Source organism: Pararhodospirillum oryzae, from assembly GCF_007992075.1.
Lineage (GTDB): Bacteria > Pseudomonadota > Alphaproteobacteria > Rhodospirillales > Rhodospirillaceae > Pararhodospirillum > Pararhodospirillum oryzae.
Map to the genome: position 1 here is coordinate 1 of NZ_BJZO01000045.1, position 15,178 is coordinate 15,178.

The window sequence follows — 15,178 nt, forward strand, 5'->3', positions numbered from 1 at the left end:
CCTGCGCCTGGTCGCGGCCGGGTGCGGCGACGCCGATGGCCGCCTGGGCGCCTGGCGCCACGACCTGGGACCGCTCGGGCGCCTGGCCGGTCCCTGGCGGGCGCCGCGCCTGGGGGCACCGGCCCTCGGCCTGCCGGGGCTGGCCGCGCACCTGCTGGCCGCCCACGGCCACGCCCCGCCGCCCTGGGGGATCGTGTGGCTGGCCGGGCGGGCGGGGCTGCGCCAGGTGGCCTACCGCGATGGCTGGCCCGTCCTGGCGCGCCTGGGGCCGTCGGCTCCCGACCCCGACACCGTGCTGGGCGAGGGGGAAACCCTGCTCGCCTACCTGCGCCGGCGCGGCTATCGCGGCGGCGACCCCTGCGCCCTGGTGGTGCTGGGCTGGCCCGCCGACGAGGCCCCGGCCCTGGCCGAGCGCCTGGCGCCCCTGGCCCATGGCGGCCCGGTCCTGGTTCCCGAAACGGCCCGGGTCGCCGACAGCGTGCCCGGGGCCTGCCTGGACGACCAGACGCCCCCGTCGGTCGCCGCCGAGACCCTGGCCGCCCTGTGGGCCCTCACGCCCCCGGCCCGCGAGAGCGTGGACCTGCGCCCTGTCGATCCCGCCGCCGTTCGCCTGCCCCTGATCGGCGCGCATCTGACGCCCGCGACGTCGGGCCAGGGCCTGGCCGCCACGCTTGGCGTGCTCGCGTTCCTCGGGCTGGCCGGCACCGGGATGGAGTTGACCGCCCTGCCCACCCAGGCCACCCGGATCGCCGCTCTGGAAGACGAGATCGAGGCCCTGCGCACCAGCGCCCACGGCCTGGAAGAGGCCCTGGCCCAGTTGCCCGCGCCCCCCGAGGTTCTGCGGGCCCTGCCGCCGCCGCCCTCCGCCGCCCTGCCCCACCCCCCCGAGATCGCCGCGCGCCTGCGCGCCGCCCTGGGCCCCGAAACGGCCGTTTCCCGGCTGGAACTGACCCGGACCGGCGCCGGCCTCGACGTGCACGTCACGCTGGCGCCCGAACCCAGGACCACCCCCGACACCCTCGCCGCCCTGGGCCAGCGCCTTGCCCTGGCGTTTCCCGGCCAGCCCCTGGTTCTGGAAACACCGCCGCCCCCGTCCGGGCCGCGCCAGGGCACCCTGGCCGGACCACTGCCCTCCGCCCTGGCCCCGGACAAGCCCGCCGTGGTGCTGCACCTGACCTTGGGAGCGCCGCCATGATCCCCCGCCCGCCCGCCGGCCCCCTTGACCTGGAAGCCCGTGCCGGGGATCTGCCGCTGTCGGCCGAACCCCGCCCCCTTCCCGGGGAGTCCGCCCCCCTCGCGGCCCCGGAGGACTCCCCTGCCCCGGATGGTTCCCTCGCCATGGAGGGGAGCACGCCCTCGGCCCCGGGCACGATGGCCCTGCCGCGCATCGTCCGCGTGCTTCAGCCCCGCCACCGCCCGGTTTCGCCCCTGGTCCGGCTTCTGGGACTGTCGTTCCTGGCGGGCGCGGCCCTGGCGGTCGCCGGGGTGGCGCATGTGAAGGCCGAGGCCCAGCGCGCCCGGATCGACGCCTTGCACCAAACCCTGGTCCGGGAGCGGGCCAGCGTCGCCCAACGCCAGCAGGAGCTGGACGCCTTGCGCCCCCTGGCCGCGCGCTGGCAGCAGGGCCGGGAAAACGGCCTGTTCGCCACCGCCAGCCCGGATCTGCTCATCGCCACCACCTTGCGCCTGGCCGAGGAGCGGCGCCTGGGCCGCCTCGATTGGACATGGGACACCCCCCAGCGCGAGGAACCGGCGCCAGGCCTTGCGCGCACGGTCCGCCCCCTGACCTTGACCGGGGCCGCCCTGGTCGATGGCGACATCCTGTCGCTGATCGACGCCCTTCTGAGCGACGGCCAGGGACACCTGAGCCTTGCGCGCCTCGCCCTGTGGCGCGAGGAAACGGGGCCCGCCCTGCCCCTTGCCGCCATCCGGGCCGGCCAGCCGGTCGCGCTGGTGGCCTTCGAGGCGCGCTTGAACGCCACCACGCTGGAGCACGCCGGCGCGCCCGCCCCGCCACCGCCGCCCCCGGGGCCCCTGGCCGTGCCCGACCTGCCGCCCGCGCCCGCGCCCGCCACCGTTCTGGTCGGCAACCCGGCCGAGCTGCCCCGGCTGAGCCAGGCCATCCAGGCCGGTCCCTGGGGCCGCCCGCCGGGCTGGCGCGACCTGGCCGACCTCGGTTTGGACGGATTGATGTGGGCCGCCCCCTCGGCATGGCGACTCTGGGTGAATGGCAAGGCCCTGGGCCCTGGGGATGCGCCCCCGCCGCACGCCCGGGTCTTGCATGTGACCCCCGACGGCGCCACCTTGGCAATTAGCCGGGGCCCTCGGGAAACCAGCGTCGTCCGCCTTCGCCCCGGCGAGACCTATCATCCCTTTACCGATAGAATCGAACGGGATACGAAGGCGCCTTGAGCCCTTGAAAGGAAGAAAACGCTGGCACAAGGGCCCCTGAGCGCCTAGAGTAGGAGCCGAAAGCGGAAGCCGCTTTTCGGATAAGTCGAAGCCAAAAACAAAGACTTAGAGCGTCGTCCCTGGATCCGGTTCAACGCACGATGCTCCGGGGTGGGCGAACTGGCCGTGGAACCATGCCGCCTTGGTGAACTCACGCCAGGTCAAAGAGTGGGTAAGGCGCTCCGTCCCGGGAACAAAACCCGGAAGCGGACGGGAGCGGGGGTTGACAGGCGGTCGGCTTTCCCCTATGCGCAAGCCTGATCTTCCAGGCCGGCGAAGGCGTGGCCGGAAGGCCGCGACACTGTGAAAGCAAGCGCGTGGGATCGTGGGCGATCCCCGGGGCACGCGGCGATATCCCTGAACCAACCTGGGTCATGGCACCGCCCGGCGCCTGGGCAACAGAGATTCCCTTCGGACAAACGACGCCCCACGGGTTGGTGGGCGGTTTTGCTGATGGAATCCAAGGAAACACCGTGGAAAAGCAGTCCTCATCCTGGAGATTTGACGGGACCATGAAAAACGCGAACTCGCGCGGCCGCCCCCGCAGTCGAAACATGAACGGCAAGCGGCCCCCAAACCGCAATCAGGTGTTCGATTCCAACGGTCCCGGCGTCCGTGTCCGAGGCAATGCCCAGCAGCTGGTTGAAAAGTACCTGGCCATGGCCCGCGACGCGGCCTCGCAGGGCGATCGCATCCTGGCTGAAAACTGCCACCAGCACGCCGACCATTACCAGCGCGTGCTCAACGCGCTGACCGGGCGCTACATCAAGCCCGACGAGCAGCTGCCTCCCACCGGCGCGTTCGAGGACGACGACGACGGGATGGAAGAAGAAGACCTTCGCGACAACAGCCGCGACAACAGCCGCGACTACCACCGCTACGACAACGCGCGCTCTTCCGAGCCCCGCCCCGGCGAAGGCCCGCAGCCCGACGTGATCGTGACCCGGGACCCGGGGGTGGAACCGCAGCCCTCCGTCGCCGAGGACGACCGCCCCGCCAGCGCCCCGCCCAAGCCCGAGCGCGCGCCGCGTCGTCGTCGCCGTCCGGCGGCCGAGCCCCAGCAGGCGGAACAAGCCGAGTCCAGCGGCGAGGGACGCGACGAGTCGGTGCCGGCCTGACGGCCCGCGCCCGGATCGGGGAAGCGGGAAGGCTTCGACGCGCCACCTTCCCCCCCCGCTGGTTTCCTTGCCCCGCCGCCCGCTCCGTGATCCGCCGCGACGTCCCCCCGACCCGCCGGGTCAGCCGACCAGGGGCGAGGCGGTTTCGGCCGGATCGGCAATGGCCTCTTCCAGCGCCTCGCGGATCTGGGCCAGCTTGGTGCGATGCACCACCTTCATGCCGAAAACATCCTTCACATAAAAAACGTCCACCGCCCGCTCGCCAAAGGTTGAAACCCGGGCCGAGGAGATCTGCACCCCTACCCGGGTCATGGCCTGGGTCACCGCGTGCAGGAAGCCCGGGCGGTCGCGGCCGTTGACCTCGACCACCGTGTGCGTTTTCGAGGCCTGGTTGTCGATCAGCACGCGCGGGCGCACCGGCAGGGCCTGGGTGCGTTCGGGCAGGCGGGGGCTTTGCTCGGACAGGGCCCGCGACAGGTTGATCTCGCCGGTCAGCACGCCCCGGACCGTGCGGGTCAGGCGGGCGATGCGGTCGGGCTCGGCGATGGCCTGACCGTCCAGGGCCTGGACGGTGAAGGTATCCAGCGCCATGCCATCGGTCATGGTGGTGATGCGCGCATCCACGATGGTCACGCCGGCGAGCGCCATGGCCCCGGCGATCTTGGAAAACAGGCCCGGGTGGTCCTCGGTGTAGATGATGACCTCGGACACGCACCGGTGGGTATCGGGAATAACCTCGACCGCCACCACCGTGCCGGTTTCACGCGCGCGCTGGATCACCCGGGCGTGGCGGATATGGGTCAGGCTGTCGAAGGTCAGCCAGTAGGCGGGATAATGACGCTCCAGGTAGGCGGTCCGCTCGGCTTCGGGCCAGTCGGTCAGGGCCAGGGCCAGCTGCTCGCGCCGGTCGGCCACCCGCTTGTCGCGGGCCTCGGCCTGGAAGCCGCCGGTGATCAGGTCTTCCGCGCGCATGTACAGCTCGCGCAGCAAAGAGGACTTCCAGTTGTTCCACACCGCCGGCCCCACCGCCAGGATATCCACGGTGGTCAGCACCAGCAGCAGGCGCAGCCGCTCGACGGACTGCATGATCTCGACGAAATCAAGAATGGTCTTGATGTCGTCCACGTCGCGCTTGAACGCGATCCGCGACATCAGCAGGTGATGGCGCACCAGCCACGAAACGGTTTCGGTTTCCTCGGGGCTCAGGCCCAGGCGCGGGCCCAGCTTCAACGCGATGTCGGCCCCCAGCACGGAGTGATCGCCGCCGCGTCCCTTGGCGATGTCGTGCAGCAGGACCGAAACGTACAAGGCCCGCCGTGACAGGATCTTGTGAACCTCGCGCGCGGCCGTGGGCATCAGGTCCTTGATGGCCCCGGTTTCCAGGCGGTGCAACAGGCCAATCGCCCGGATGGTGTGCTCGTCGGTCGTGTACACATGGTACATGTCGAACTGCATCTGGGCGGTGACCCGCGCGAACTCGGGCAGGAAGCGCGCCAGCACCCCGGCCTCGCTCATCTGGCGCAAGGCGGTTTCCGGATCGTTGCGCGCGGTCAGGATCTCCAGGAACAAGGCGTTGGCCGCCGGGTCCTGGCGCAGGGTCTTGACCAGGGGCAGGCTTTCCGTGATCAGGCGCAAGGTGTCGGGATGAATGTCGAGGTTCTGGTCCAGCGCCACCTTGAACAGGCGCATGATCGCCAGCGGATCCTTGCGGAAGGTGTCGGGGGCCGGGGCCGCGAGACGCCCGGCGTCCACCCGAAAGCCCGCGAGGTTGCGCTTGCGGGCCAGCAGGCTGGTCATCGACAGGCCCGGGCGCCGCTTTTGCTGGTTTTCCAGAACGGCGCAGAAAATGCGCGTGAGGTCGCCCACCCGCTTGGCCATCAGGAAGTAGTGCTTCATGAAGCGCTCGACGCCGCGCACCCCGTTGCGGTCGGCATAGCCCATGCGCGCGGCGATTTCGGGCTGAACGTCGAAGGTCAGGCGCTCCTCGGGACGGTTGGTCAGGTAATGCAGGTGACAGCGCACCGTCCACAGGAAGTTGCGCGCGCGCGTGAACTTGCTGGCCGCGTCGGGGGTCAGCACCCCGCAGGCCACCAGTTCCGACATTTCACTGACGCCGTAAATGAAACGCGCGATCCACAGCAAGGTGTGCAGGTCGCGCAGGCCGCCCTTGCCGTCCTTGATGTTGGGTTCCAGCACATAGCGGCTGTCGCCCATGCGGGCGTGGCGTTCGTCGCGCTCGGCCAGCTTGGAATCGATGAAGTCGGCGCCCGCCCCGGCCACGACATTGGCCTGGAACTTCTGGCGCAAGGCCAAGGGCAGCTCGCGGTTGCCCCACAAAAAGCGCGCTTCCAGCAAGGCGGTGCAGATGGTGGTGTCGGCCCGGGCCTGGCGGATGCATTCATCCACCGAGCGGGTGGCGTGCCCGACCTTGAGCCCCAGGTCCCAAAGCACGTAAAGCATGAACTCGACGACCTGTTCATGCAACGGCGTGGACTTGTAGGGCAGCAGGAACAAAAGATCGATGTCGGAGTGGGGCGACATCTCGCCCCGGCCATAACCGCCGACGGCCAGCACGCTCATCTGCTCGCCGGTGGTGCGGTTGCCCCGGGGGTAGACGTGCACGGTCACGAAGTCGAACAACAGCCGGATGATCTGATCCATCAGATAGCTGTTCTCGGCGAAGGCGGCGGCTCCGGTGCCCCGTTCCTTCAGGAAACGGCGCTTGACCTCGGCGCGGCCGTCGGCCAGCGCCTTGCGCAGCAAGGGCAGCAGGCGCGCCCGGCGGTCCCGGTTGTCGGGGACCGAGGCCACCATGTCCTCCAGGATGACGGTCAACGCCTTGCGATCAATCAGGGCGCGGGGCTTGCGGATGCGGGTCCGAGACATGCGACCTCTTTGGTCCGGGGAAGGGACCGGAATCGGGGGATCCCTGGGGATGGGAAACGTCGTTCTTTCTTGTATATCGGCTTGCGGCCCTCGGGGCCACGATCGAAACAAATCAATTGCCTCAAGGCAAGGCGGGCGTTCTTGACGCCAGGGCTTCCTCGCCTTATTTGGGAGAATTCCTGAAAACACGGACAAGAGACGGATCGCCCATGGCCCTGCTTCCCATCCTGACGGCGCCGGATCCGCGCCTGAAACGCAAGGCCCTGCCGGTGGACTCGGTCGACGCGGCCGTTGTGCGTCTCATGAACGACATGCTGGAAACCATGTACGCGGCTCCGGGCATCGGCCTGGCCGCGCCGCAGGTCGGCGTGTCGCGCCAGGTGATCGTGGTGGATCCCGCCCGCGAGGGCGAGGAACCGCGCCCCTTGCGCCTTGCCAACCCGCGCATCGTGTGGACCTCCGAGGAGACCAGCCCCTACGAAGAAGGCTGCCTGTCCCTGCCCGAGCAGTTTGAAACCGTGGTCCGTCCGTCGCGGGTGAAGGTGGCCTATCTCGACGAAACCGGCGCCGGGCGCGAGATCGAGGCCGATGGCCTGCTGGCCGTGGTCTTGCAGCACGAAATCGACCACCTGGAAGGCACCTTGTTCGTGGATCACCTGTCGGCCCTGCGCCGGGGCATGGTCATGCGCCGCTTGAAAAAGATGATGCGCTCGGGCCCCTCGCGCGAGCGCGCCCCGGCCAAGGGAGTGGTCGCGTGAGCCTGAGCGTTGTTTTCATGGGCACCCCTGATTTCTCGGTGCCCGTGCTCCACGCCCTGGCCGAGCGCTTCACCGTGGTGGGCGTGTACAGCCAGCCGCCCCGCGCCGCCGGACGGGGCCAGGCCCCGCGCCCGACTCCGGTCCATGCCGCCGCCCTCGCCCTGGGTCTTCCCGTGTTCACCCCGGCCCGCCTGCGCGATCCGGCCGACCAGGCGGCTTTTGGCGCGCTCGACGCCGACGTGGCGGTGGTCGCCGCCTATGGCCTGATCCTGCCCGGCGCCATCCTGGAAGCGCCCCGGCTGGGCTGCGTCAACATCCACGCCTCGCTGCTGCCGCGCTGGCGCGGCGCGGCGCCCATCCAGCGCGCGATCGAAGCCGGCGACAGCGAAAGCGGCATCACCTTGATGCAGATGGACGAAGGCCTGGATACCGGGGCCATGCTGGCCCTGGAGCGCGTGCCGATCGGCCCCGAGACCACGGCGGCCTCGCTCCACGACGCCCTGTCGGCGCTGGGCGCCCGGATGATCGGCCCCGCCCTGGAAGCCCTGGCCGCCGGTTCCCTGACCGCCCGCCCCCAGCCCGAGGACGGCATCACCTACGCCGCCAAGATCGACAAGGCCGAGGCCCGCCTGGACTGGAGTCGCCCGGCGAGCGTGATCGACCACCAGGCCCGCGCCTTTTCGCCCTTCCCCGGTGCCTGGTTCCCCCTGGGCAAGGACCGGGTCAAGGTGCTGATGACCCGGGCCGAGCCGGGCCAGGGCGCGCCGGGCACGGTGCTGGACGATGGCCTGCTCGTGGCCTGTGGCGAGGGCGCCGTGCGCCTTGTCACCTTGCAGCGCGCCGGGCGCGCGCCCATGGCGGCCGAAGCCTTCCTGCGCGGGTGCCCCATCCCCGCGGGCACCGTTCTTTCGTAACAAAAACCCTGTCAGGCCATGCCCCGCTACTTCCTGACCGTCGAGTACGACGGCCGCCCCTTCGTTGGCTGGCAGCGCCAGGACAATGGCCTGTCGGTGCAAGAGGTCCTGGAAGTCGCCGCCTTTCGCCTGTGCGGGCAACAGGTGCGGGTTCATGGCTCGGGACGCACCGACGCGGGCGTGCATGCCCTGGGCCAGGGCGCGCACCTGGATCTGCCCCGCGCCTATGGCGCGCGCACCGTGATGAAGGCCCTGAACGCCCATCTGCGCCCGCATCCCGTGGCGGTGGTCGCCAGCCGCGAGGTGGACGACACCTTTCACGCCCGCTTTTCCGCCATTGAACGCGCCTATCTGTACCGCATCCTCACCCGCCTGGCCCCGCCGACCCTGGATCGCGGCCGGGTGTGGTGGCTGCCCCGGGATCTCGACGCCCGGGCCATGGACGACGCGGCGCGTGTCCTGATCGGACGCCACGACTTTTCCAGCTTCCGGGCCAGCGAGTGCCAGGCCGACAGCCCCGTCAAGACGCTGGGCGATCTTCGGGTGGCCCGGGTGGGCGAGGAAATCCACGTCACCACCCGGGCGCGCTCGTTCCTGCACCACCAGGTGCGCAACATGGTGGGAACCCTGGTCCTGGTCGGGGAAGGGCGCTGGACGGCGGACGACGTGGCCTCGGCCCTGGCGGCGCGCAGCCGCGCCGCCGCCGGCCCCACGGCCCCGGCCGACGGCCTGTATTTCGACCGCGTGCGCTACGAGGAAGACAACGGGTAGTCCTTCCGGCCTCCCGGACGCCAGGCCTGGAGATCGGACACCGGAAAAGTCACCGGCCCGCCCAGCATGTCCTCGAAGGTCCGGGCATCGACCGGCGGGCTGAACAGAAAGCCCTGGAAGGCCTGGCAGCCGTTGGCGACCAGGAAGGCGCGTTGCTCGGGGGTTTCCACTCCCTCGGCCAGGACATCAAGGCCCAGGCTGCGCGACATGGCGATGATGGTGCGCACGATCACCGCGTCGTTGGGATCGCTGGTCACGTCCTCGACAAACGAGCGGTCGATCTTCAGCTGATCCAGCGGCAGGCGCTTGAGCTGCGACAGCGACGAATACCCGGTGCCGAAATCGTCCATGGAAAAGCCCAGCCCCTCGGCCTTCAGGCGGTTCATGGTCCGGATGCTGCCCTGGATGTCGTCGATCACCAGGCTTTCGGTCAGTTCCAGCTTCAGGCGCCCGGGATCCACCCCATAGTGCGACAGCAGATCCAGCACCTGCTTGACGAACAACGGATCGCGGAACTGGGCCGCGCTGACGTTGACGGCCAGCGCCAGGGAGCCGCCGATCCCCTCGGCTTCCCATTTCTTGATCAAGGCGCAGGTACATTCCAGCATCTGGCGGCCCATGGCGCCGATCAGGCCGGTTTCCTCGGCCAGGGGCACGAACTCGCCGGGCCCGATCAGGCCGGCCTTGGGGTGGATCCAGCGCACCAGCACCTCGGCCCCCACCAGCGTGCCCTCGTCGTCCACCTGCGGCTGGAAGAAGGGCACGAACTCCTCGCGGTCGATGGCCTCGCGCAGGTCGTTTTCCAGGCGCGAGCGGCGCATCAGGGCATCTTGAATCGCGGGCTCGAAGAAGCACAGCCGGTTGCGACCCCGGGCCTTGGCCTGGTACATGGCCGTGTCGGCATGCTTGAGCAGCGTATCCACCGACTCGCTTTCGCCCGAGAACAGGCACGCGCCGATGCTGGGGGTGGTGACATGCGCCAGCCCCTCGATCTCGCACGGCACGTTCAGGCGGATCAGGATTTTCTCGGCCACCCGCTCCACCTGCGCGGCCGCCTCGGCGGGATCCGCGTCGAGGTGGGGCAAGATCACCACGAATTCGTCGCCGCCCACCCGGGCGACCACGTCGCGCTCGCGCAAGGCGTCGCGCAGCCGCGCCGCCACCTCGATCAGCAGTTTGTCGCCGATGTCGTGGCCCCGGGTGTCGTTCAGGGTCTTGAAGTTGTCCAGGTCGATGAACAGCACCGCCCCCTGGCTGCCCGAGCGCTCGGTGGCCGCCATCGCCTGCGCCAGACGGTTGCGCAGCTGCAAGCGGTTGGGCAACTGGGTGAGGGGATCGAAATAGGCCAGCTGCCGGATGCGCTCCTCGGCGGCCTTGCGTTCGGAGATGTCGGACAGCAACGCCACGTGGTTGCCGATTTTCCCTTCCTGGGTGCGTGCCTGCGCAAGTCGCAACCGGCACAGCACCACGGCTCCGTCGCGCCGGCGCACCCAGAAATCGCCCTGCCACAAGCCGGTCGCGCGCACGGCGCTGCGGATGGTGACCAGGAAACGCCGGTCGTGGCGATCGGAAGCGAGGAGGAACAAGGAGCGCGTCAGAACCTCGTCGGCGGGATACCCGGTCAGATGGCTGAACGCCGCGTTGGTCCGCTGGATATGAAGCTCGCTGTCGGTGATCAACACCGCCTCGGCCGCCGTTTCGATGACCTGGCCGACCAGCCTGCGCTCTTGCTCGCGTTCCTCAAGAGCGAGGGCCTGCGCGGCCAGCGAGGCCCGGGCCTGGCGCACCGCCCGCCCCATGCCGAACACCAGGAGGCCCACGCCCAGGGCACCACCGCCCAGCAGGCCGCCCAGGAGAAGAAGGACCGGCCCGCTGTCCGTCCACGCCGCGAGCACGCCGGCGGCGGCTTGCGGAGCGGGCTCGCGTTCGCCCACCGCCACCGCCCAGTGCCAGGGCTCGAACACCTTCACCCGCACCAGGCCCGGCGCCGGGGGACTCCCCGGGGGAAAGGGCCAGTCAACGCGCGCAACCCCGCCGCCGGTCCGCGCCAGGGCCTGGATCGACGCCACCAGCGCGGATCCGCCCGGCAGCGCGGCCAACGCCGTGGCATCCGCCCCCAGGGCGGGCGTTTCGCGGGCTCCCTCGGCCGGGAGCAGCAAGACACCCGGATCGTCGGTCCCGCGTTCGGCCCGCAGGTCCTTCAGGAGTACCTCTTGCCCCTGGGCTTCCAGCGCCGTCAGGTCGGCGGCGGCGCCCACGGTCCAGCCCAGCGCGGGGAAGGGGCGAAAATGGGCGAGAATGGTCCGGCCAGACGCCCCGGGGGGGGCCTCGTCCTCGTAGCGCACGAAGCCTTCGGCTCCGGGAACCGCCAGGGCCGTGACCGGCGAGGGGATCAGCGTGCCACCCTGGGCCTCGGAGTCGGCATTGGCCGCGCCCATCCCGGGCCGCCCCTGTGGCGCCAGCAGCGCATGGCCATGCTCGTTGATGACGAAATAGCCCCCCAGCCCGTGGAAGGAGCCCAGGGACCGCAAGGAATCGACCATCAAGGGGCGCAGGACCTCGGCCGGCACCACCGCGCCAAGCTGCTGGTTCAACGCCTGGACAAGAGCCAGTCCCTCGGCGCTGTGGGCCCGGATTTCCTCGCGGACATGGGTGTCAAGGTCGGCCCGCTGGCGTTCCAGGCGGGTGAGAACGCCCGTGATCTGTCGATCAAGCCCCAGACGGGCCGCCTGCGCGGCCAGGGCGCCGTCCCCGGAGGGAAGGGAGTGGTCCCAAAGGGCGGCGGCGGTGGCGCCCCCAATGCTCAGCAGCCCCGCCGCGAAAACCAGGCGCCCCCCCCATGACGCAATCAAGGAGTGCAACGGGGGCACCGTGCGGTTGGTCCATCCCTTGAGCATCCATCGCCCATCCTGGCCGGCGTCAAAACCACGCACGCCCTTGGGGAAAGGGCGCCGATCAGGACCCTAGCACACGCTGGCGGGAGGTGGCCATCCTCTTGGAACTAGTCGATTTCCGTCCGAAGCGGACGCGACAGAAGCGCGTCCATCGCGGCACTAACGTCCTGCGTGCCTTCCAGCAGGGCGTTGACAACCTGGCAAATCGGCATTTCCACCCCAAGGCGATCCGCCAGCGCGCCAACAGCACGCGCGGTATGAACGCCCTCGGCCACCGAGCGCCGCCCGTCCAGCAGCGTGGCCAGGGCCTGCCCCTCGCCCAGCGCCAGCCCCAGCGAAAAATTACGCGACTGGGTGCTGGTCGCGGTCAAAATCAGATCCCCCAGCCCCGACAGCCCGGCCAGGGTGGCCGGATCGGCGCCCCGCGCCCGGCCCAGGCGCATGATCTCGGCCAGCCCCCGGGTCAGCAGCGCGGCGCGGGCGTTGTCGCCCAGGCCCAGCCCTTCAACGATACCGCAGGCGATCGCCAGCACGTTCTTGACCGCGCCTCCGATCTCGGCCCCCACCGGGTCGGTTCCCGCGTAGGGCCGGAAGGTTTTGGTGCCGAGCGTGGCGACCACCCGCTCGGCCAGATCCGGATCCGTCGCCGCCACCGTCACCGCCGTGGGGCGGCCCAAGGCCACCTCGTGGGCGAAGGTGGGGCCCGACAGCACCGCCTGGGCGACCTCGGGCAGGGCGGCGGCGGCCACCTCGGTCATCAAAAGGCCCGAGCCCTGCTCGATTCCCTTGGCGCACAGCACCATGGGGGCTCCCTGGGGCCAGACGGGTCCCGCCGCCGCCAGGACCGCGCGCAGGGCCTGGGCCGGGCAGACCACGAGAACCGCCTCGGCCCCCGCCAGCGCCTCGCCCAGGGACGCGCTGGCCCGCAAGGCCGGATCCAGGGGCACGCCCGGCAGGAAATCCGTGTTTTCATGGCGGGTGTTGATGGCCTCGGCCACCTCGGGCTCCCGCGCCCACATCATGACCGACCGGCCCGCGCGCCGCGCGGTCTGGGCCAGGGCCGTGCCCCAGGCGCCACCACCCAGAACACACAAATTGGAATACACTGTATCCATGGTTTATTGAATCCGGCAAAATCCCCCACGCGCCCCCCACGCCAGGCCTTGGGGCCCGGCCCGGAAGCCGAAGGGAACCAAAGGGGTCAGGCGACGGGACGGGCGTAGGAGCCCAGTTCGGCGACAACGGCTTCGTAGAGGGCCCGCTTGAAGGGGACGATCCGCGCCACCAGGGTTTCCACCGGCACCCAGCGCCATTCCCGGAACTCGGGATGCTCGGTCGCCAGGTTGATGTCCTGGTCCTGTCCGGTGAAGCGCAGGGCGAACCACTTCTGGGTCTGGCCGCGATAGCGCCCGCGCCACAGTCCCCCTTGCAAGGGCTGGGGCAGGTCGTAGGTCAGCCACCCCGCCGTTTCCCCCAGAACCTCGGCCCGGGCGGTGCCGATCTCTTCTTCCAGTTCGCGCAACGCCCCCGCCAGCGGCTCCTCGCCCGGTTCCAGGCCGCCCTGGGGCATCTGCCACGCCTCGGCCGCGACATCGATGCGCTGGGCCACGAACACCAGGCCAGCCGCGTTGATCAGCATGATCCCCACGCCACGCCGGTAGGACGGGTCGGCCGGAGGAGAAGAAGGTTTCATCGGGACGAAGTCTCCTGCGAGGTCAGCATCACGGCGGATACGGGCGCCAGCGCGAAGCCACGCTTTTCCAAGGTGCCCAGCCACTGCGTCAGACGATAGAGCGCGAGCGGCGACGCGCTCAACGTCCCGACCGCGAACCCCTGGGCCCGGGCCGCGTCTTCCAAGGCCGTCAGGCGCAGGTCGATCGCCCGCTGGAACGGGGGGGAATCGATGACGGTGGTCACGACGTTCACCGGTGGCGCCACGTCGGCGTTGGTATTGACCGCCTGGGCCTCCCCCCGATGCACATACAACAGGCCACGCTCCTTCAGCACCTCCAGGATGGGGCGCATCGACGCGGCCGAATTGGTCACCCGCCCCACGTTGGTGGCGATGAGCCCCACGTAGCCGCCGGCGCTGGCCAGGGTGGATTCCAGCCGCTTGCGGTTTTCCAGTTCCGACACGATCGACAGCAAGCCCAGCTGCCCGGGATCGGTGGCCGGAAAGCCCACCGACTCAACGGGCAGTTCCAGCACGGTTTCATGCCCGGCCTGGCGGGCCTGGCCCATCCACACCGGCAAGTTGGGGGCATAGGGCGAAAACGCGAGTGTCACGTCGGGCGGCAGTTGGGTAATGGCGGCCCGCGTCGCCGGCGAGCGCATGCCAAGCCCGGTCACCACGATGGCAATGCGGGGTGCCGAGGGATTGCCCTCGAACGGCCGGGCGTAGGTGCGCCACGCCATGCGCCCGTCCTGGGCGATCACGGGCAGCAGGCCCTGATCGGACGCCCGCAGCAGGCTGGTCAACGGCGCGTCGGGCAGCGGCTGCGCGCCCAGCGATCCCGGCGGCGGCAGGTCGCTGAACCGGGGCATGCGTCCGGGGCGATACCCCTCCTCGACCGGCAGGGCCGGAACAGGGGGTTCCGCGCCGGCCGGGGCCGCCGGCAGCAACCGGGCGGACGGACGCGACAAACCGGCCGGCTCCCCGGCCGCCCCTCCGGCCGCCATGGCGGGAAGGGCGCGCGCCAGGCTGGGGGATTCGGGGGCGGTGGCGGGGGCGTCCGCGTGCGCCGGTGCCGGGGCTTGGTCGCCGTGAACCGGCGCCGGAGCCGGAGCCGCGCCGGCCTGGGGTTCCGGGCCCGGGCTGGCCGGGGCGTCGGCCGGTGGCGCGTGCCGGGAAAGGGGAGAGGAGGAGGGAGAGGGGGGAGAGGGGGGAGAGGAGGGAGGAGGGGAAGCCGCCGTGGCGTGATCCCCGGGCGTTCCGGCGGAGGAAGCCGACTCGGGCGCGGGCGTGTCGGGTCCGGTTTCCGACAGCCAGGGCCGGCGTTCCATCGAATGCCCCGAGTCCTCCAGTCCGGGCGGACTCATCAAGGAGGCTTCCCGCAAGCGGGTGAGATCGCCGGCCGATCCCGGCGGGGGCAGGGTCCGGGTCACCGCGCTGGCCCCCGCTTCCCCCCCCGACGGGGGGGCGACGGGAGGCGGCGCCTCCCCGGCGACCAGCAGCCACGCCCCGATCAGTCCTCCGCCCAGAATCGTGGCCAGCCCCGCCCAAAGGAGAACCCCTCCCCCGGCCCGGCCGGAGGAGCGATCCTCGTCGTTGTCGAGCAGACGCTCCCGGCCGCCACCGAAGCCGAAGTCGTCCTCGTCGTCGTCTTCGTCCGAGGCGAGCCTGCGCGACCGGGAGGGACCTTTTGCCACGGTTCGTTACCCCGCTT

11 protein-coding genes are annotated in these 15,178 nt (G+C 70.6%); 6 read left to right on the forward strand and 5 right to left on the reverse strand.

What is annotated here, in order from left to right:
• From ROR02_RS16615 to ROR02_RS09150, 3 genes are all read left to right on the forward strand, one after another.
• The coding region (locus tag ROR02_RS16615) for a hypothetical protein (RefSeq protein WP_170245051.1) at window positions 1–1,195 on the forward strand (1,195 nt) is incomplete at its 5' end.
• A complete protein-coding gene (locus ROR02_RS09145) occupies window positions 1,192–2,412 on the forward strand; it encodes a hypothetical protein (protein WP_147163722.1) in 1,221 nt (406 codons plus the stop codon). The genes ROR02_RS16615 and ROR02_RS09145, both read left to right, overlap by 4 nt.
• Window positions 2,413–3,005: 593 nt before the next feature.
• Window positions 3,006–3,569, forward strand: coding sequence for a DUF4167 domain-containing protein (locus ROR02_RS09150; RefSeq protein ID WP_147163742.1), 564 nt, complete (start codon window positions 3,006–3,008; stop codon window positions 3,567–3,569).
• 120 nt (window positions 3,570–3,689) lie between these two features.
• Here the strand turns inward: ROR02_RS09150 and ROR02_RS09155 are convergent, their stop codons facing one another.
• Window positions 3,690–6,455 (reverse strand): [protein-PII] uridylyltransferase, encoded by a 2,766-nt coding sequence (locus ROR02_RS09155; protein WP_147163723.1) that lies wholly within the window; start codon window positions 6,453–6,455, stop codon window positions 3,690–3,692.
• 209 nt (window positions 6,456–6,664) lie between these two features.
• Here ROR02_RS09155 and def point away from each other — a divergent pair, with 209 nt between their 5' ends.
• From def to truA, 3 genes are read left to right on the forward strand one after another with little or no spacing between them, the layout of a single operon-like run.
• Window positions 6,665–7,213 carry a peptide deformylase gene (gene def, locus ROR02_RS09160; protein WP_147163724.1) on the forward strand — a complete coding sequence of 183 codons (549 nt, stop codon included), beginning with the start codon at window positions 6,665–6,667 and terminating at the stop codon, window positions 7,211–7,213.
• Window positions 7,210–8,127 (forward strand): methionyl-tRNA formyltransferase, encoded by a 918-nt coding sequence (fmt, locus tag ROR02_RS09165; protein ID WP_147163725.1) that lies wholly within the window; start codon window positions 7,210–7,212, stop codon window positions 8,125–8,127. The genes def and fmt overlap by 4 nt, the downstream gene beginning before the upstream one ends.
• 18 nt (window positions 8,128–8,145) lie before the next feature.
• On the forward strand, window positions 8,146–8,898 hold the full coding sequence (truA, locus tag ROR02_RS09170; RefSeq protein ID WP_147163726.1) for a tRNA pseudouridine(38-40) synthase TruA: 753 nt from the start codon (window positions 8,146–8,148) through the stop codon (window positions 8,896–8,898).
• Here truA and ROR02_RS09175 read toward each other — a convergent pair.
• The 4 genes from ROR02_RS09175 to ROR02_RS09190 all read right to left on the reverse strand — a co-directional run bounded on the left by ROR02_RS09175 (window position 8,877) and on the right by ROR02_RS09190 (window position 15,161).
• A complete protein-coding gene (locus ROR02_RS09175; RefSeq protein ID WP_147163727.1) occupies window positions 8,877–11,795 on the reverse strand; it encodes an EAL domain-containing protein in 2,919 nt (972 codons plus the stop codon). The two genes, truA and ROR02_RS09175, sit on opposite strands and share 22 nt — an antisense overlap.
• A 104-nt stretch (window positions 11,796–11,899) precedes the next feature.
• Window positions 11,900–12,907, reverse strand: coding sequence for an NAD(P)H-dependent glycerol-3-phosphate dehydrogenase (locus tag ROR02_RS09180; RefSeq protein ID WP_147163728.1), 1,008 nt, complete (start codon window positions 12,905–12,907; stop codon window positions 11,900–11,902).
• A gap of 86 nt (window positions 12,908–12,993) precedes the next feature.
• Window positions 12,994–13,485, reverse strand: coding sequence for an RNA pyrophosphohydrolase (locus ROR02_RS09185; protein WP_147163729.1), 492 nt, complete (start codon window positions 13,483–13,485; stop codon window positions 12,994–12,996).
• A complete protein-coding gene (locus ROR02_RS09190) occupies window positions 13,482–15,161 on the reverse strand; it encodes a divergent polysaccharide deacetylase family protein (RefSeq protein WP_147163730.1) in 1,680 nt (559 codons plus the stop codon). The genes ROR02_RS09185 and ROR02_RS09190 overlap by 4 nt, the downstream gene beginning before the upstream one ends.
• Window positions 15,162–15,178 lie beyond the last annotated feature (17 nt).

Coding starts and splice junctions, on each gene's coding strand:
- ROR02_RS09145 (WP_147163722.1), top strand. CDS start 1,192: ATGATCCCCCGCCCGCCCGCCGGCCCCCTTGACCTGGAAGCCCGTGCC.
- ROR02_RS09150 (WP_147163742.1), top strand. CDS start 3,006: ATGAACGGCAAGCGGCCCCCAAACCGCAATCAGGTGTTCGATTCCAAC.
- ROR02_RS09155 (WP_147163723.1), bottom strand. CDS start 6,455: ATGTCTCGGACCCGCATCCGCAAGCCCCGCGCCCTGATTGATCGCAAG.
- def (WP_147163724.1), top strand. CDS start 6,665: ATGGCCCTGCTTCCCATCCTGACGGCGCCGGATCCGCGCCTGAAACGC.
- truA (WP_147163726.1), top strand. CDS start 8,146: ATGCCCCGCTACTTCCTGACCGTCGAGTACGACGGCCGCCCCTTCGTT.
- ROR02_RS09175 (WP_147163727.1), bottom strand. CDS start 11,795: ATGCTCAAGGGATGGACCAACCGCACGGTGCCCCCGTTGCACTCCTTG.
- ROR02_RS09180 (WP_147163728.1), bottom strand. CDS start 12,907: ATGGATACAGTGTATTCCAATTTGTGTGTTCTGGGTGGTGGCGCCTGG.
- ROR02_RS09185 (WP_147163729.1), bottom strand. CDS start 13,485: ATGAAACCTTCTTCTCCTCCGGCCGACCCGTCCTACCGGCGTGGCGTG.